The following is a 16,857-nucleotide window of genomic DNA, read 5'->3' on the forward strand; positions in this document are numbered from 1 at the left end:
GAGTTCGCCCGGTGGCTGGCCGACCGTGGCCCGGCGCATTTGCCCGACATCGCCGATCCGGTGCAAGCCGACCGCGAGGGCAACACGCTGCGGATCGCGTTCAATCGGCCGCAACGCCACAACGCGTTCTCCACCGATGCCCGCGCCGCGCTGCTGGAGGCGTTGGCCGTCGCGCAACTCGATCCGTCGGTCGACGAGGTGGTGCTGACCGGCAACGGGCCATCGTTTTGTAGCGGCGGCGACCTCGATGAGTTCGGCACGTTCAGCGACCCCGCCAGCGCACATCTGGCCCGCACCCGCTACAGCCCGGCGCTGGTGCTCGACGCACTGACCGCCCGACTCGGGCGGGCGTGCCGCGCCGAAGTTCACGGCCAAGTGCTGGGCAGCGGATTGGAGATGGCAGCGTTTTGCGGGCGGGTGGTCTCCGAGCCCGACACGGTATTCGGGTTGCCCGAGCTGGGTCTGGGGCTTATCCCCGGAGCGGGTGGCACGGTCAGTGTGACACGGCGGATAGGCCGTTGGCGCACAGCCTATTTGGTGCTGTCTGGCCGTAGCATCGACGTCGACACGGCGTTGACGTGGGGGTTGGCGGATGCGAAAAGTGAGCATTGACTCACTGCTTTGCGCAGCACACTTTCAGTAAGGTGCGGGCCCTCCGCGCGACTCTTGCTGCAGGTCATTCAGGTGCCATGTCTGCCGCCATGCTGCTGACTGACTTGTGCGCGGCGACTTGATGGTTAGGCTTTGCCATCATGCCGATCTGGGAACGTTCGACGGTGGACTGCCGATGCTGGCCGCAATTCGCCGGGTATACCCGGATTAAGGCGGGACACTGCCCGCTATCCGGCTGAAAGATGAACCGCTGTTCGAGGTCAGAGGATCAGCGCGGCGATCATGACCCCTCCACCGATGAGCCACAGCAGACCGGCATGCGCGCGGCTGGCAATGGGAGCCATGACGGCAATCCCGATAAGCATGACTATTAGCCCTGTCATCGCGTCCTCCAATCTCGCGGTACGTCTGCGAGTGGCAACGCCCGGCCGTGGCGATTCAGTCTCAAGGTGTGACCGGCAGCACAGCTCAGCCGCGACGGCCCGCCGGCCAACGCCGACAGGAGCATTTGAGATTGCCGACAAGCCGGTTATTGCTGCGACTGCGACCCGAGCGGCAACTTGTCGGTGTCCTCGTCCTTGGACGGCGCATGGGCCGCGATCCCGCGCACCTTGTTGGGGCCGCGGGGATTTACCCGCTGCGGCCACCAGAACCAGCGACCCAGCAGGGTCGCGATCGACGGCATGAAAAGCGCGCGCACCACAAACGTATCGAGCAGCAGCCCAATACAGACGGTGGTACCGAACATTCCGATCGCGCGCAGATCACTGCCGAGCATCGCGAGCATGGTGAAAGCGAACACCATGCCCGCGGACGTCACCACTCCACCGCTGCCGGCCATCGCGCGGATGTACCCGGTCTTGAGTCCAACGTGAATTTCCTCTTCGAACCGGGAAACCAGCAGTAGGTTGTAGTCGGACCCGACCGCCAACAGCACGATGACTGACAGCACCAGCGTCACCCAGTAGATGTGCTGGCCGAGCACGTCCTGCCAAATGAGCACCGAAAGCCCGAACGACGACGCGATGGAGCTGGACGCGGTGCCGACAATCACCACCGCGGCGACAAAACTTTGGGTGATCAAGGTCATGATCAAAAAGATCAGGGTCAGCGATGCCACGATCGCCATCATCAGGTCGTATTTGGCACCGTCTCGCATGTCCTCGTAGAGGGCGGCCATGCCGCCCACATACACCTTTGCGTCGGACAGGGAGGACTGCTTGAGGGCCTCCTGCGCCGCCGTTCGCTCAGGCTCGACTCGCTTGATCCCCTCAGGCGTGGCCGGGTACGTCTGATGGGTGACAAAGAACCGGGCAGACTTGCCGTCCGGCGACATGAAGAGCCTGAGCCCGGTTTGGAAGTCTTTGTTGTCGAACGCCTCGGCTGGCAGGTAGAAGAAATCGTCGTTCTTGGAGTCGTCAAAACTTTGACCCATCATGATTTGGGTATCGCTCAGGTCCTCCAATTGGTTGACGAATCCGTCGAGCGTGCTGTGCACTGTGACCACTAGCCCACGCATGATATTCAGGGTGTCGATTACCGCCGGCAGCAGCTCGGTCACTTGCGGTAGGAGAAAATCCAGGCGGTTAACGTCGGTCGAGAGCATGTGCAGTTTTTCGCTCAGCTTGTCGACTCCGTCCAGCGACTCAAATAACGCTCTGATTGACCAGCACATCGGGATGTCGAAGCAGTGCTTTTCCCAGTAGAAGTAACTCCGGATCGGCCTCCAGAAATCGTCAAAATCCGCGAAATGGTCTCGGATTTCATCGGTAACAGCCGTGGTGTCCTGCGTCACACCGGCGAGATCGTGCGTGGTCTTGTCAATTTCTTCCAGATGGGTATACATCTGAGTTATCAGGCCGATATCCCTGTCCAGCTGAAGAGATATGGTGTCTATATCCTTCACTCTGTCTTTCAACGATTTCATATTCTGTATGATCAGCTGGTTGGACGCGCTGAGCTGAAACGGTACCGAGCTGTGCTGAAGTGGAATTCCCAACGGCCGGGTAATGTCCTGTATCATCGCGATGCCGACAACTCGCATGATATTTTTCGCAACCCGATCCAGAACCAGCATGTCCGCCGGATTTCGCATATCATGGGTGGCTTCGACCATCGTGATATCGGGGGCCATCCTGGCGGCAGTGAAATGCCTTTCTGCGGCGGCGTAGCCGACATTGACGGGGGTATCTTTCGGCAGATAATGGCGGTCGTCGTAACCAGGCTTGAACCCCGGCAAGGCGGCGAGGCCGACCAGGATGACCGCGCCGCTGCCCACCATGATCGGCGCGGGCCACCGCACCACGGCGGTGCCGACCCGGCGCCAGAATGTGCCTTGCTTCAAGCCTTGCGGCACCAGCAGCCCGAAACGGCTGGCCACCACGACCACAGCCGGTCCCAACGTGAGCGCGGCAGCCACAACGACGATCATGCCTACTGCGACCGGTATCGCCATGCTATGGAAGTAAGGTAACCGGGTGAAGTAGAGAGTTGCCGAGGCTCCGGCAATGGTCAGCCCCGAACCCAGGATCACCGGGGTGACACTGCGAACGGTTGTGTAGTAGGCGGTTACGGGATCCTGACCGGCCAGGTTCGCCTCTCGATAGCGGCCGATGAGGAATATCCCATAGTCGGTGCCTGATGCGATCGCCAGCATCACCATGATATTGACCGCGAACGTCGTCAACCCCATGACATTGATATACCCAAGGAACGCGACAACTCCGCGAGCGCAAGCCAATTCGAGCAGCGTCAAGAAAAGCTGTATCAGCATGGAGACGAACGATCGGTAGACGATAAGCAACATGATCGCGATCGCCCCGATGGTAAACAGGGTGATCTTCACCAGGCTGGCGTCCCCAATTGCGCGCAGATCCGCAGTGAGCGCCGCCGGTCCGGCGACATACGCCTTGACCCCGGGAGGTGCCGGTGTATCGGCGATCGCCTTCCGGACCGCATTCACGGATTCGTTGGCGAACGTCTCACCCTGGTTACCGACAAGATTCAGCAGGACGTAGGAGGCCTTTGCGTCGGGACTTTGGACGCCCGCCGCGGTCAGTCGGTCACTCCAGAAATCCTGGATGTGCTCGATATGCTCGTGATCGCTATATAGCTTCTTTAAAATCTCGTCGTAGTAGTGGTGCGCGGCATCGCCAAGCGCTTGCTGGCCCTCCAGGACCATCATCACCGTGCTGTTGGATTTGTATTCCTTGAAATTAGCACCGACACGCATCATCGCTTTCATAGACGGCGCATCCATGGGTGCCAGTGGTACCGAGTGTTGCTCGGAAATCACTTCCAATTGGGGGACAAAGATGTTGACGATGATCGTGAGCGCGACCCAGAACAGGATGACCGGCACCGCGAAAACGCGCAGCATGTGCGCGACGAACGGTCGCTTGCCGTGCCCGTCGGTGTCCTCCGTCATCCGGATTTCACCACGCAGAAGGTCTGCGCGTTGCCGCCGGTGGCACGTCGTTCGTCGAGGAGCTCATTGTCGATTTTGATCCGACAGCCGATTTGGCCGCTGTTGCCTTGCACGATCATGGTGGCCTCGACCGCCGGCAGGACGGTGACCACGGTGTAGGACCAGGGCAGCGGCACGTCGTTGAGCTGGTGGACGTTCGCCTCGGCATCCCAGTAGTTGATATCGGCGGTGGTCCCGGGCGGGCCGAAGGCCTCATAGCCGATGTACTTCGGGTTGAACTGCACAATCTCGACCCCCGCGCCGGAGTTGGCGTTGAGGTCCGCAGACGCGAATATTTTGTGCAGCCGTGCGACGACCACGCCCGAAACAGCCAGCACCACTATGAAAACGAGCGGTACCCAGTGCCGTTTGAGCGCTCTGGTCACTCGAATCCTCCGCCCTGACAGTTGCCGCGGCCGTCGGAACCTTTGGATCGCTAGCAGCGTATACGGAGCGCCAGAGGTACGTAAACCATTCCCGTCGGTCGTGGTCGGCGCGGTATGTTTGCGCCAGACCGGGCCAGTGGACGACTCTGTTGGCTGCATGCGGTTGTCGGCTGCAAGGTAGGCCACATGAGACGGTTCGTCGTCACGCTCTCGGCGTTCGCTCTGCTGGCTGCATCCTGTTCGACTGAGACATCCACAGCGACCGAACATGCGGCTTCCCCGCCGACGCAACAGTCGCCCGCGTCGAGACCGGTTGCGCACGTCGGCGACACGCTCAACCTCATGCGCATAGGTGAGCAAAAGATCACGGTGACGCTGCTGCAGGTCATCAACCCGGCGATAGTTCCGAACGGCTGGGGCGACGCTGCCAAAACCTATATCGCAACCAAGCTGAAGATCACCAATGCCGGAACGTCGACCATCGTGGGTAACACCAACAGCGATGTCTCGGTGGTCGGATCGGACAACCAGAGCTACAAGGCGGATTTCGCTACCGTGACCGAGTGCAAGGACTTCGTGGACGGGTGGTTCCTTCTCGCGGCCGGCGCCTCCACAACCGGCTGCGTTGTGTTCGGGCTTCCGCAGGGCGTCACGCCGGTGAAGGTCAAATACGCGCCGTCATCGGGCATCTCCCATGACGTCGGCGAGTGGCTGAACCCTTAGCACGACTGATCACTGCGGCCTCCGTCATAACCGCGGCGGCGGCGTTGGTCACCGGCTGCGGGGGGTGGGCACAGTACGGTCATGGGGCGACGCACCATCCCACGACCGCGGTGTTCCCAGCCCCACCGACGGTGTCTGGGCCGGGGCTGGTACGGCTGTGGGAGACGCACTCGTTGCCGTGTGAGCATCCGGTCGGCGACAGCGGCATGCCCACCGATCCGTATCACCTAGTGGACATTGGGATGTGGCCGAACATCGCCGACGTCACCTCGCGGCTGGCTGCCGTTACTGCAACCGGCGGGCAGGAGTTCATCCTTGGCAGGCTCCGACTTCTCGGCGCTGTGTTGATCCAGACCCAGTCAGACATCACGGATCAGGTGAAGACCGGCACACGCGAGATCGACAGCGTCGGCGGCGATCCCGTCGTGGAGAACGTGGTTCGGGATGAAAGCATGCGGGTGATCTCAATGCGCCACGACGACTACGTTGCCGCAGTGAATCACGTGATCGGTGAGCTAGCGATCGGGGCTGTTCTGCCAAGTGCGCAAGTCGGCCGCAAATACCGGCTCGAGCTGGTCTGTCCACACGGCTGATCGTGCCCTAGATGCCGCCCCGGGACACTAGTTGTCCGGCGATGACGTTGCGTTGGATTTCGTTGGCGCCCTCGCCGACGATCATCAGTGGGGCGTCGCGGAAGTAGCGCTCGATGTCGTATTCGGTGGAATACCCATAGCCGCCGTGGATGCGCACCGCGTTCAGCGCGATCTCCATCGCCACTTCGGAGGCGAACAGCTTGGCCAGCGCGGGTGAGGCGACCTGAATACGGCCGGTCTCCAGGCCCTTCATCATCTGCGAAAACCCTTCGCCCGCTTGACCACCCACGCAGCTCACCGCTGGCCATCGGCGGCAAGTACTGCCGCTTCTGCGCTTCGGTACCGAACAAGCCCAGCAACTTGGCCGCCACGGTATGCCCGTCCATCGCGCCGGCCAGGCTCATCCAGCCCCGCGCCAACTCCTGCGTCACCTCCACATAGCACGGCATCGACACCGGGGCGCCGCCGAACTCCTCGGGGATGGCCAGCCCATAGATACCGATGCGCTTCACTGCTCGATCCACGCTTCGGGATACTCATTGGCATGCTCGCGCCCACGAACCGTCGGCTTGACCTCCCTGTCGACAAACTGACGCACCGTCTCAACCAGCATCGCCTCGTCCTCGTCCAACCCCATACCCATACGGCCATGTTGGCATGGCGGGGTGCCCGGCAACGATGACCGTCGGCCCCTACTTCGACGAACTGCAGACCGGCCAGGTGTTCGCCGGCGCGCCCGCGATGACGCTGACCCCCGGACTGGCCGCCGTGCACCAGAGCATCCTCGGCGACCGGTTGCGGTTGCCGCTGGACGCCGAGCTGTCGGCGGCGGTCACCGGGTCGACCGCGCCGCTGGCCCACCCCGGCCTGGTCTGCGACATCGCGATCGGTCAGTCGACGCTGGTGACCCAGCACGTCAAAGCCAACCTGTTCTACCGCGGGCTGGTGTTCTACCGATTCCCGGCCATCGGTGACACCCTGTTCACCCGCACCGAGGTGGTGGGCTTGAAGAAGAACTCGGCCAAGCCGGACAGGGCGCCCACTGGGTTGGTGGCGCTGCGGATGACCACCATCGACCAGGCCGATCGGCTGATCCTCGACTTCTACCGCTGCGCCATGCTGCCGCTGAGCCCCGATGCCGGCCCGAACGACGCGGAGCACGCCGACGATCTGTCGAAAGTCGGCGCCGATCTGGGCCCGCCGCCATCAGCTGTCGACGAATGGGACGGCGACGTGTACCGGAAGCGCATTCCCGGACCGCATTTCGATGCCAACCTGGCGGGCACAGTGTTGCATAGCGGTGCCGACGTGGTCAGCAGCGCGCCAGAGTTAGCCCGTCTGACGCTGAATATCGCCTCGGTTCACCATGATTCACGCATCGGCGGGCGTCGGTTGGTTTACGGCGGGCACACCATCGGGCTGGCGCTGGCGCAGGCCAGTCGACTGTTGCCCAACTTGGCGACGGTGCTGGGCTGGCGATCCTGCGACCACACCGCCCCGGTCTATGAGGGCGACACCCTCTACAGCGAGTTGCACATCGACTCCGCCGAGCCGACCGACAACGGCGGCGTGCTGGGCTTGCGATCGCTGGTCTCTGCGGTCTCCGAGACAAACGCCGAGCCGCGACAGGTGCTGGACTGGCGTTTCACCGCGCTGCAGTTTTAAGCCGCCGCCCGGCGGCGCGCACAATGGTGAGTGTGGACCAGGCGGTGAAGGACTGGGCCGGCAGCGGGCTGGCTTATTTGACCGGACCACCCGACGGCGAGTCGGATTTCTCCCGCGCCACAGTGCTGACCGAGGCTCACCGGGTCGCTGCCGATATCGAAGCGCTGTTAGGTGTCGAGGTCGACGCCGCCACGATGTTGGTGGGCCGGGCCGCGATTCTTGGCCTAACCCGCGGGGGCCGCGTTTCAGCGGGCGGTGCCACCCGACTGCTGGCCACGGCTGACGGTTGGTGTGCGATCGCGCTGCCGCGCCCCGATGACATCGCGGCGCTGCCGGCGCTGCTGGAAACCGACACGGTTCCCGACGACCCGTGGACAGTCCTGTCTGATTGGGCGGCAACGCGTTCGACCGAGGCCGTGGTTGCCCGCGGCCAGCTGCTGGATATCGCGGTAGCGGGGCTGGGGGAAGTCTCCGCCGAGCCACCGGTGGTGCGACGGTGTGGCAACGCCGCCGGACCGCGGCGGGTGGACGGCTTGCTAGTGGCCGATCTGTCGTCGCTGTGGGCGGGACCTTTGTGCGCGCAGTTGCTCGCTCGCGCCGGCGCCGTCGTCGTCAAGGTGGAAAGCCCGGGCCGACCTGACGGCACCCGCAGCGGTGAGCATGCCTTCTTCGATTGGATGAACTTCGGAAAGCTCTCCTACACCGTCGATTTCGATGACGACGCCGACGCACTGCGCCGGCTGCTAGCCGCCGCCGACATCGTCATCGAGGGCTCCCGTCCCGCGGCGCTGCGCCGTCGCAGATTGAGCGCCGACGACGTGCCCGGCCGGGCAGGACGAATCTGGTTGCGCATCAGGGGATACCGAGGGCAACCGTACCGTTCGGCGTTCGGCGACGACGCCGCGGTCGCGGGTGGGCTGGTCGGCGCCGGTACGCAAGGACCGGTGTTCTGCAGCGACGCGATCGCCGACCCGTTGAGCGGACTGGAGGCGGCGCGAGCGGTGGGACAGTCGCTGCGCCGCGGCGGCGGCGAGGTGATCGACGTGTCGATGGCGCAGGTCGCCGCGGGATATGCCGCGTTGCCGCGGACGTCGTCGACCTCCAAGGCTCCCGTCGCGCCTCCCAAGCTGCCGTCGCCCAGCCCGTCAGCATCGCCGCTGGGCGCCGACAACACCGCGGTGTGCCATATCGTGTCCGAGAGACTCTGTGCGCCATGCTGATTCAGCGAGCGTTGACGTTGGACGGAGTGACCGTCGACCTTCGGGTGGGTGCCCGCATCGACGACGTGGCCGACACGCTGGCCCCGCGACGCGGCGAGGACGTGTTCGACGCCGCCGGCGGAACCGTGCTTCCCGGACTGCACGATCACCACGTGCACCTGTACTCCGCGGCGGCGGCCGAGACCTCGGTCCGGGTCGGGCCGCCGCAGGTACGCGATCGTGGGGCGTTGGCCAGCGTGTTGGCGAATACCGATGCCGGCGAGGACGGCTGGATCCGCGCCGTCGGGTACCACGATTCGGTTGCCGGGCCGCTGGACCGAGCGGCACTCGACGCCATGGTCCCGACGATTCCGCTGCGAGTCCAGCACCGCAGCGGGGTGCTGTGGATGCTCAACTCCGCGGGTCTGGCCCGGGTCGGCCTGGCCGGGCATCCCGACGGCCGGCTGCGCAGCGCGGACTCGTGGTCGGATGCGCTCAGCCGCAACGAAACCAACCTGGCCCACCTCAGTGATCGGCTGAGCCGCTATGGCGTCATCGGAATCACCGATGCTACACCGGATCTCGATATCGGCGACATCGTCCGGTTGACCGAGTCGCGGCGGCGCGGCGAACTGCGTCAACACGTGCACTGCCTTGCTCCCGGCAAGCGCATCCTGCACGACGACGACCTGAACCTCGAGCAGCTCGCAGACTGGATCGCCGACCGACACCGCGACGGCGGCCCGGTCGCGATCCACTGCGTGACGGCGGGTCAGCTGCTGGTGACGATCGCCGCGTTGCGCCAAGCCGGCACGCACCCGCACGACCGCATCGAACATGCCGCCGTCGCGCCGTCGGACTGCGTGACCGACCTCGCCGAACTCGCGGTTACCGTGATAACCCAGCCCAACTTCGTCGCCGAGCGTGGTGATCAGTATCTCGACGAGGTGCCCGCCGTCGAGCACGACCAACTCTGGCGGGTGGCGTCGCTGCTTCGCTCCAACGTGCGAGTCGCATTCTCCACCGACATGCCGTTCGGCCACCCGGACCCGTGGGCAGCCATGCGGGCGGCGGTGCATCGCACCACACGGGCCGGAGCCGTGCTGGGCGCCGACGAACGTGTCTCGGCCCGAACGGCTTTGACGATGTTCTTCGGTTGCGCCGACCAGCCCACCCGGACGCGTGCCCTGCAACCGGGAGAGCCGGGGGACCTCTGCGTGCTGAACGTCCCCCCTGAAACGGCACTGGCCGAGCTGGACGCCGGCATGGTAGCCGCAACGGTGGTCGGCGGCGAAATCGCTTACACAGCGGGGTGAATCAGGAGATTTCGCCGGCCAGGTAGCGCTGCAACGAGGGTGCCACCGCGTCGACTAGGGTGTCGACATCCATGGAGGCGATCGGCTCGACGCGCACCCCATAGCGCATGATGCCCAGACCGACCACCTGCGAGGCACACAGCGAGGCGCGAAAAGTGATTTGGTCGGCCCCCAGTGCCTCGAGTAGTGGGTCGAACACCGGGCCGATGAACAAACCCTGCGCGATGTCGACCGTCTTGGCCAGGCCCGCCGTGGCGATCGCGCTGGCGGCGAACGGTCCGCCGCCGGTGGTATCCCACGTGGTGATCAGGATCTGCAGCGTTCGCCGACCGGCTTGGTTTACGCCTCCGCGGATGATCCGGTCGATGAACTCTGGCGTCCCGAACGGCAGACGTAGCTTGCGTGCCACGGGGTCAAGAATCCCGCGCGACGGCCTTTCGCGAGGGGTCACGGTGTCAGGATGGGCGCAACGCTGACGAAGTTCAAGCATCGCCCCGGGCGCGTCGCCGCACGCCGAATCAGTGCGGCAGCTCGCGGAACGGTGTGTTGCGATACGGCTCAGGCTCTTTCGGCAGGCCCAGCACACGCTCGCCGACGATGTTGCGTTGAATCTGGTCGGTCCCACCGCCGATCGAGGTGAAGTAGGCGTTCATCGTCCGGAACGTCACCGCGTCACCGACGGGGTTCTCCGGTCCGGCCAACATTGCTTCAGCGCCCACGATTTCGGTTTCGACGCGGGCCGTCTCGTGCAGGATCCGCGACATCGCGATCTTTCCCAGCGCCATCAGCATCGCCGCCTCGGTTCTATCGACTGCGGCCTTCGACCGTTGGGTGTTCCAGCGGTTGACCGTGGCCAGCGCCTCAACCCGCGCGATCTGCTGACGAATGTAGGGGTCGTCGAGTCGGCCGGCTTGCCGCGCCAATTCGACCAAAAGGTTCGCCTTCTCGGGTCGGGGCCGCTTGGTGTCCTTGGCGGTGCGGGCCAGATCGCCCATGAACCGGCGCTCGTACCCGAGCGCGATCTGGAGGACGGACCACCCGGCGTTCAACTCGCCGACCAAATTCTCAGCGGGCACCCGGGCATCTTCGATGAAGACCTCGTTGAACTCCGACTCGCCGGTGATCTGATGGATCGGCCGGATCTCGACGCCAGGCTGACGCATCGGAAACATGAAGAAGCTGATGCCCTGGTGTTTAGGCACATCCCAATCGGTTCGCGCCACCAGCATCCCGTAGTCGGCGGTTTTGGCGAACGACGTCCACACTTTCTGCCCGTTGATCACCCACTCGTCGCCGTCGCGCTCCGCCCGGGTACGCAGGCCGGCCAGGTCAGATCCCGCGCCCGGCTCGCTGTAGAGCAGGCACCACCTACTCTCGCCGCGTATCGACGGCGGAATCAACCGTCGCTTCTGCTCGTCAGTGCCCACGTCGTGCAGGGTGCAGGCAAACAGGTTCGCGCGGTCGTGACCGCAGCCGGGCGCACCGGCGGCGGTGAATTCCGCAGCGACGAGCCGGGATTGGGCATCCGAAAGACCGCGGCCATGCCACTCTGGTTCCCAGCTGGGGACCGCCCATCCCGCGTCGACGACACGTTGGGCCCAGCTGGCGCGATCGACGTCGGCAGTCCAATTGGCCGCCAACCAATTCCGGACTTCGTTGCGCAGTTCGTCGTCGGTCAAGCGCCGCTTCTCCTCATCGCTTCGCTCTGCATCGTCGCCCACGCGCTTCACGGCTCAGGCCCCAATCTGCCGCAGGTAGCGCTCCCGGTGCCACGACGGGCTGCCCAGCAACTGGGCGTCGCTGCGGGCCCGCCGCAAATAGAGGTGCGCCGGATGCTCCCAGGTGAATCCGATGCCGCCGTGTACCTGGATGTTAGTCGCCGCGACGAAGACGAAAGCGTCCGAGCAATACGCCTGCGCCAGAGCAAGATCCGCGACGCGTGCAGCTGTCTGCTCGGCGAACGAACCGGCGACGAAGCGTGCCGCCGACACCGCCGATTCGGCCTCCAGCAGCATGTCGGCGCACATGTGCTTGACCGCCTGGAAGCTGCCGATCGCTCGGCCGAACTGGTAGCGGGTCTTGGCGTACTCCGTTGCCATCTCGACTGCGCGCCGCGCACCGCCGGCCTGCTCGCTGAGCAATGCCACAGCCGAGCGGTCCAGTGCGGCAGTGAACACCTCGATACCGGCGCCCAGCCGTCCGATCAGACGTGCCGGGGTATCGACGAATTGCAGGCGGCACAGTTTACGGGTCGGGTCCACCGTGGTCAGCGTTGTCAGGTCCAGGCCGGCAGCACCGGCGTCGACCGCGAACACGGCTGGGCCTGCGTCGGTTTCGGCCAGCACGTACAACAGGTCCGCCGACTGCCCATCGAGCACGAAATGCTTGTAACCGGTGACGTGCCAGGCGTCACCGATGGCACCCGCAGACGTGGCGATGGTCGCTGGCAACCGAGCCGAGTCGTCCTCGGCGAAGGCGACCGTGGCGATCAGCTCCCCTGCCGCGATCCGCGGCAGCACCGCGGCACATTCGGCTGCGTCGCCGGCCTCGGCTAGCAGGCTGGGCACCAACACCGCTGTCGACAGGAACGGGCTGACCAGCAGCACCCGGCCCATCTCTTCCATCGCGATACCGATTTCCACTGGGCCCGCACCGGCGCCGCCATAACCCTCGCCGATCAGCAGTCCGGTCAGACCCATGGCCGCCAGTTCGTGCCACACCTTGGGGTCAAGACCCGTATCGGTCGCCATCAGCATCCGCACCTGCGCTTCGCCGGAGTGTCGCGCCATCAAGTCGGCGACCGCGCCGCGCAGCGCGGTCTGCTCTTCGCTTACTGAGAACGGTGCGCTGGTGCGCATAGCGGCCGATCAGGTCTTCGAAGCGAGGGCGGTGCGCAGGCTCGCGCACTCGCTAGCGAAAAACGACTGTGACACAGCAGCTTTCGGGACCACGAGATCGAAACCATGGAAAGCTCCGGGAACCACCTCGACGTGGCACGGTACCCCGGCCGCGGTGAGGCGCTCGGCGTAGGCGAGGTCCTCGTCATGGAACAGGTCGTTGGTGCCGACGCCGATCCATGCCGGCGCCAGCCCGCTCAGGTCGTCGCGGCGCGCCGGAACGGCGACTTGCGGGTCGGCATTGCCGACGTATGCCGCCCAGCCGAAGCGGTTGCTTTTCGGGCCCCACAGTCGGTAGTTCGGGTTCTTCGGCTCGGCCCCGCTGCGGTCGTCGAGCATCGGGTAGGCCAGCAGCTGCAGCACCGGGGTGATCTCGCCGCGGTCGCGGGCCAGCAGTGCCAGCGCTGCCGCCAGCCCGCCGCCGGCGCTGGCCCCGCCGATTGCCACCCGCGCCGGGTCGACTGCGGGCAGGCCGGCCAGCCAGGTGAGCGCCGAATAGCAGTCTTCCAGGGGTGCGGGGTAGGGATGCTCGGGCGCCAGCCGGTAGTCCACCGATGCAACGGTGATGCCCAGCTCACGGGTGAAGCGATGGCATAGCGCGTCGTCTTGCTGCGCGCTGCCCATCACATATCCGCCGCCATGGATCCACAGCAGCGCGGCTGCGGGTTGGCTGACGCCGATCGGCCGGTGCAGCCGCATACCGACACCAGAGCCCAGGGTGAGCACCTCGATGCCGTCCGGGGTCTTGCTGCGTCGCAGGCCGCTCAGCGCCCGGACGAGGCGCAGGCTCCGTGGGCCAACCAGTGCGCGTGGCGCAAGGCGGGCGACTTTCTGCAGATCGGGGTGGAAATCGGTGCTCGGCATCGGTCCAGTATGCCGACCGGGAAAACCGAGAGGATCCTCGCGTTGGTTTTACCGTGGTGTGCGGGCGCGGATCCGTCTTCCCGACGGAGGGCTCCGAATACTTCCTGTGCACCGGTGGTTGGGCGCTCGTGGCGCCGATAACGAATTCGATGATGCGGTGGTAGCGCTGCGCAGCGCGCCGACGATCGAATTGGCTTGTGGCCATCTGATCGGCGAGCGGGTTGTCGCCGACATGGCCGTATTGTGAGCGATTGTGAACCCCGACAGGCGGTTCAGGTGGCGCAGCCCGCTGCGGGGGCCCTGGCTGACGTCCGTGTTGGGGTCGGTATTGTTGGTGACGCTGCCGGCCGTCATCCTCACCGGCCTGCTCTCCTACCTCGCTTACGCGCCGCAGCTCGGCCAGGCCATCCCCGGTCACGTCGGCTGGCTAAGACTGCCTGGCTTCGACTGGCCCACTGAGCCGTCGTGGCTGTACCGGCTGACCCAGGGCGTGCACGTCGGACTTGGTCTGGTGCTGATCCCGGTGGTGTTGGCCAAGCTGTGGTCGGTGATACCGCGGTTGTTCGCGTGGCCGCCAGTCTCCTCGATCGCCCAACTGCTGGAGCGGTTGTCGTTGATCATGCTGGTCGGCGGAATCCTCTTCGAAATCGTCACCGGCGTCCTCAACATCCAATACGACTACGTTTTCGGTTTCAGCTTCTACACCGCTCACTACTTCGGGGCCTGGGTGTTCATCGCCGGCTTCGTTATGCACATCGTGGTCAAGATTCCTCGCATGGTCAGCGGATTGCGGTCGCTGCCACTTCGGAAAGTGTTGCGCACCAGCACATCAGATACCCGTCCAGAGCCGCCCGACCCTGACGGGCTGGTGTCGGTGGATCCGGTGGACCCGACGATCAGCAGACGCGGTGCCCTGGGGTTGGTCGGCGCGGGCACAGTGCTGATGGCCATACTGACCGCCGGCCAAACCATCAGCGGAATCCTTCGTCCCGCGGCGCTCCTGCTGCCGCGCGGCAGCAGCCGTGCCGGCGACTTCCAAGTCAACAGGACGGCGGCTGCCGCCGGTATCGATCCACACATTATCGGCGCGCAGTGGCGGCTCAGGCTGCGCGGCGGCACGGCGGAGGTGGTACTGGACCGCGCCGCGTTGGCGGGCATGCCGCAGCACACCGCGCGGTTGCCGATTGCGTGTGTGGAGGGCTGGTCGACCACCCAGATCTGGAGCGGGGTGCGGCTGGCCGATCTGGCCCGGCTCGCCGGGGTCGCGGCGCCGCGATCGGCGCGGGTAATGTCGCTGGAGCGCGGTGGCGCCTTCGGCCAGGCACGGCTGCAGGCAAATCAGATCGCCCATCCCGACGCGCTTTTGGCGTTACGCGTCAACGGCGCCGACCTGACGCTCGACCACGGCTATCCGGCGCGGATCATCGTTCCGGCGCTGCCGGGCGTACACAACACCAAATGGGTGGCCACAATCGACTTCGAGGCAGGTTGAGATGTCGGCGCGGTGGCGCAACGTTTTTCACGGTGTCTTCAGGGTCTACGGAGACCACCCTTTGCATCTGTTGACCATGGCCGCCGGGTTCGCGCTCCTCGGCTACGTCGTGGCCACCGTCAAACCGATGACCCTGTGGAATCCACACAACTGGTGGCAGTCGATCGCGGTCTGGTTCGCCGCGGCCGTAATCGCCCACGATCTACTGTTGTTCCCGATCTACGCGCTTGCCGACCGGATCCTGTGGGCCCGGGCCGGACGACGACAGGTCCGGCATCTGCCGGTAGCGGTACGCAACTATCTCCGGATGCCGGCTCTCGGCTCGGGGCTGACCCTGCTGGTATTTCTGCCGGGCATCATCAGACAGGGCGCGCCGACTTACCTGGCCGCGACCGGGCAGACGCAACAACCGTTTCTCGGCAGGTGGCTGCTGCTTACCGCCGCCATGTTCACGACGAGTGTCATCGTCTATTTGTTGCGTTTGGCGCTTGCCGGCCGGCGAAGCAGTCGCGTTTCCAGTTCGACGGGGGACCCGCGGGGTACGCTCCCCGAATGACGCTACGACCGGCGAGCCGCTTCGCCGGACGGACCATGGTGTCCCGGGCGAGGTGGTTGCTACGAGCCCGCCCTCGCGACTACATGCTGGCACTAAGCGTTGCGACGGCTTCGCTGCCCGTGGTGGGCAGGCACCTGGAGCCGTTGGGTGGCGTGACCGCGATGGGCGTGTGGGGCTACAAGCATCTGCCGGACTTCGTGTCCACATCGGCGAAGTCTTGGCTGACGCCGGGTATCGGCGAAATCCGCAGGGCTGAACGTGACAAGACCCGGGCCGTCTCCGACGCCGCGCTGCGCGGCATCGTGTCGGGCAAAGACCTGGAGATCGAATGGCCGGCGCCGGAGCGCACCCCGCCACTGTGGCGGGCGCTGCAACACCGTCGCCACCTGCATCGCACGTCCGTGCGGTACGGCAGGCACCCGGTGCAACTGCTGGACGTGTGGCGTCGCAAGGATCTGCCGGTCCGGCCGGCGCCGGTGCTGATCTTCGTGCCCGGCGGCGCCTGGGTGCACGGCGGGCGGGCGCTGCAGGGCTATGCGCTGATGTCGCATTTGGCCGAGTTGGGCTGGGTGTGCCTGTCGGTTCAGTATCGGGTTGCGCCGCACCACCGTTGGCCGTCGCACATCACCGACGTCAAAACCGCCATCGCGTGGGCGCGCGCCAACGTCGACAAATTCGGCGGTGACCGCAATTTCGTTGCGGTAGCGGGTTGTTCGGCTGGTGGACACTTGTCCGCGCTGGCCGGGCTGACCGGCAACGACCCCGAAATGCAGACCGAGCTGCCGGCCGGCTCGGACACCTCGGTGGACGCCGTGGTGGGAATTTACGGCCGCTATGACTGGGAGGACCGCTCCACCGTCGAGCGCGACCGTTTCGTCGATTTCCTGGAACGGGTGGTCGTCAGGCGCCGGATCGACCGCCACCCTGAGGTGTTCCGTAGCGCTTCGCCGATCGCCCGCGTACATCCAGAAGCCCCGCCATTCTTGGTGATTCACGGCAGCAACGACACGGTGATACCGGTGGCGCAGGCGCGCAGCTTCGTTGAGCGGCTGAGGTCGGTTTCGCGTTCGGTGGTCAGCTATATGGAG

General features: G+C 65.2%; 17 protein-coding genes and 1 pseudogene. 10 read left to right on the top strand and 8 right to left on the bottom strand.

Going from position 1 to position 16,857, the window contains the following annotated elements; genetic code table 11:
* Positions 1-612: enoyl-CoA hydratase/isomerase family protein (locus VEI45_RS22565; RefSeq protein WP_324856752.1), on the top strand; the 612-nt coding region annotated here is incomplete at its 5' end.
* 260 nt (positions 613-872) lie between these two features.
* Here the strand turns inward: VEI45_RS22565 and VEI45_RS22570 are convergent.
* The 3 genes from VEI45_RS22570 to VEI45_RS22580 all read right to left on the bottom strand — a co-directional run bounded on the left by VEI45_RS22570 (position 873) and on the right by VEI45_RS22580 (position 4,464).
* Positions 873-995, bottom strand: coding sequence for a hypothetical protein (locus tag VEI45_RS22570; RefSeq protein ID WP_324856753.1), 123 nt, complete (start codon positions 993-995; stop codon positions 873-875).
* A 146-nt stretch (positions 996-1,141) separates the two neighbouring features.
* Positions 1,142-4,039 (bottom strand): MMPL family transporter, encoded by a 2,898-nt coding sequence (locus VEI45_RS22575; RefSeq protein ID WP_324856754.1) that lies wholly within the window; start codon positions 4,037-4,039, stop codon positions 1,142-1,144.
* Positions 4,036-4,464, bottom strand: coding sequence for an MmpS family transport accessory protein (locus VEI45_RS22580; protein WP_324856755.1), 429 nt, complete (start codon positions 4,462-4,464; stop codon positions 4,036-4,038). Before VEI45_RS22580 ends, VEI45_RS22575 begins: the two co-directional genes overlap by 4 nt.
* 369 nt (positions 4,465-4,833) lie before the next feature.
* Here VEI45_RS22580 and VEI45_RS22585 point away from each other — a divergent pair, with 369 nt between their 5' ends.
* Positions 4,834-5,187: a DUF4352 domain-containing protein gene (locus tag VEI45_RS22585; protein ID WP_324856756.1), complete on the top strand. Its 354-nt coding sequence runs from the start codon at positions 4,834-4,836 to the stop codon at positions 5,185-5,187.
* Positions 5,172-5,780: a hypothetical protein gene (locus tag VEI45_RS22590; protein WP_324856757.1), complete on the top strand. Its 609-nt coding sequence runs from the start codon at positions 5,172-5,174 to the stop codon at positions 5,778-5,780. The genes VEI45_RS22585 and VEI45_RS22590 overlap by 16 nt, the downstream gene beginning before the upstream one ends.
* 7 nt (positions 5,781-5,787) lie before the next feature.
* On the opposite strand, the pseudogene VEI45_RS22595 reads toward VEI45_RS22590, so the two are convergent.
* Positions 5,788-6,423 (bottom strand): annotated as a pseudogene (locus VEI45_RS22595) (acyl-CoA dehydrogenase family protein).
* Between the two features lie 35 nt (positions 6,424-6,458).
* Here VEI45_RS22595 and VEI45_RS22600 point away from each other — a divergent pair.
* Genes VEI45_RS22600 through VEI45_RS22610 form a run of 3 tightly spaced genes read left to right on the top strand, consistent with a single transcriptional unit; the run spans position 6,459 to position 9,960 of the window.
* Positions 6,459-7,445, top strand: a complete 987-nt coding sequence (locus VEI45_RS22600) for a MaoC family dehydratase (RefSeq protein WP_324856758.1) — start codon at positions 6,459-6,461, stop codon at positions 7,443-7,445.
* A gap of 23 nt (positions 7,446-7,468) precedes the next feature.
* Positions 7,469-8,665, top strand: a complete 1,197-nt coding sequence (locus tag VEI45_RS22605) for a CoA transferase (protein WP_324856759.1) — start codon at positions 7,469-7,471, stop codon at positions 8,663-8,665.
* Positions 8,659-9,960, top strand: a complete 1,302-nt coding sequence (locus VEI45_RS22610; protein ID WP_324856760.1) for an amidohydrolase family protein — start codon at positions 8,659-8,661, stop codon at positions 9,958-9,960. The genes VEI45_RS22605 and VEI45_RS22610 overlap by 7 nt, the downstream gene beginning before the upstream one ends.
* 1 nt (position 9,961) lies before the next feature.
* Here the strand turns inward: VEI45_RS22610 and VEI45_RS22615 are convergent, their stop codons facing one another.
* From VEI45_RS22615 to VEI45_RS22630, 4 genes are read right to left on the bottom strand one after another with little or no spacing between them, the layout of a single operon-like run.
* Complete coding sequence (locus tag VEI45_RS22615) at positions 9,962-10,450, bottom strand: hypothetical protein (protein ID WP_414687564.1); 489 nt, start codon at positions 10,448-10,450, stop codon at positions 9,962-9,964.
* 28 nt (positions 10,451-10,478) lie between these two features.
* Entirely contained in the window at positions 10,479-11,681 is a 1,203-nt protein-coding gene (locus VEI45_RS22620) for an acyl-CoA dehydrogenase family protein (protein ID WP_324856762.1), read from the bottom strand.
* 12 nt (positions 11,682-11,693) lie between these two features.
* Positions 11,694-12,818 carry an acyl-CoA dehydrogenase family protein gene (locus tag VEI45_RS22625; protein WP_324856763.1) on the bottom strand — a complete coding sequence of 375 codons (1,125 nt, stop codon included), beginning with the start codon at positions 12,816-12,818 and terminating at the stop codon, positions 11,694-11,696.
* A 9-nt stretch (positions 12,819-12,827) separates the two neighbouring features.
* Positions 12,828-13,721, bottom strand: a complete 894-nt coding sequence (locus VEI45_RS22630; protein ID WP_324856764.1) for an alpha/beta hydrolase — start codon at positions 13,719-13,721, stop codon at positions 12,828-12,830.
* 106 nt (positions 13,722-13,827) lie between these two features.
* Here VEI45_RS22630 and VEI45_RS22635 point away from each other — a divergent pair, with 106 nt between their 5' ends.
* From VEI45_RS22635 to VEI45_RS22650, 4 genes are all read left to right on the top strand, one after another.
* Positions 13,828-13,968 (top strand): hypothetical protein, encoded by a 141-nt coding sequence (locus tag VEI45_RS22635; RefSeq protein ID WP_324856765.1) that lies wholly within the window; start codon positions 13,828-13,830, stop codon positions 13,966-13,968.
* Between the two features lie 6 nt (positions 13,969-13,974).
* Complete coding sequence (locus VEI45_RS22640) at positions 13,975-15,213, top strand: molybdopterin-dependent oxidoreductase (RefSeq protein ID WP_324856766.1); 1,239 nt, start codon at positions 13,975-13,977, stop codon at positions 15,211-15,213.
* 1 nt (position 15,214) lies between these two features.
* Positions 15,215-15,769, top strand: coding sequence for a hypothetical protein (locus VEI45_RS22645; protein ID WP_324856767.1), 555 nt, complete (start codon positions 15,215-15,217; stop codon positions 15,767-15,769).
* The coding region (locus tag VEI45_RS22650) for an alpha/beta hydrolase (RefSeq protein ID WP_324856768.1) at positions 15,766-16,857 on the top strand (1,092 nt) is incomplete at its 3' end. The genes VEI45_RS22645 and VEI45_RS22650, both read left to right, overlap by 4 nt.

Origin of the sequence: Mycobacterium sp. (assembly GCF_035623875.1) — a bacterium.
In the GTDB taxonomy this organism is placed as follows: Bacteria; Actinomycetota; Actinomycetes; order Mycobacteriales; family Mycobacteriaceae; genus Mycobacterium.

Excerpts from the sequence above, each read along its gene's own strand:
- VEI45_RS22570 (WP_324856753.1), bottom strand. The coding sequence starts at position 995 with ATGACAGGGCTAATAGTCATGCTTATCGGGATTGCCGTCATGGCTCCC.
- VEI45_RS22575 (WP_324856754.1), bottom strand. The coding sequence starts at position 4,039 with ATGACGGAGGACACCGACGGGCACGGCAAGCGACCGTTCGTCGCGCAC.
- VEI45_RS22600 (WP_324856758.1), top strand. The coding sequence starts at position 6,459 with ATGACCGTCGGCCCCTACTTCGACGAACTGCAGACCGGCCAGGTGTTC.
- VEI45_RS22605 (WP_324856759.1), top strand. The coding sequence starts at position 7,469 with ATGGTGAGTGTGGACCAGGCGGTGAAGGACTGGGCCGGCAGCGGGCTG.
- VEI45_RS22610 (WP_324856760.1), top strand. The coding sequence starts at position 8,659 with ATGCTGATTCAGCGAGCGTTGACGTTGGACGGAGTGACCGTCGACCTT.
- VEI45_RS22615 (WP_414687564.1), bottom strand. The coding sequence starts at position 10,450 with ATGCTTGAACTTCGTCAGCGTTGCGCCCATCCTGACACCGTGACCCCT.
- VEI45_RS22625 (WP_324856763.1), bottom strand. The coding sequence starts at position 12,818 with ATGCGCACCAGCGCACCGTTCTCAGTAAGCGAAGAGCAGACCGCGCTG.
- VEI45_RS22630 (WP_324856764.1), bottom strand. The coding sequence starts at position 13,721 with ATGCCGAGCACCGATTTCCACCCCGATCTGCAGAAAGTCGCCCGCCTT.
- VEI45_RS22645 (WP_324856767.1), top strand. The coding sequence starts at position 15,215 with ATGTCGGCGCGGTGGCGCAACGTTTTTCACGGTGTCTTCAGGGTCTAC.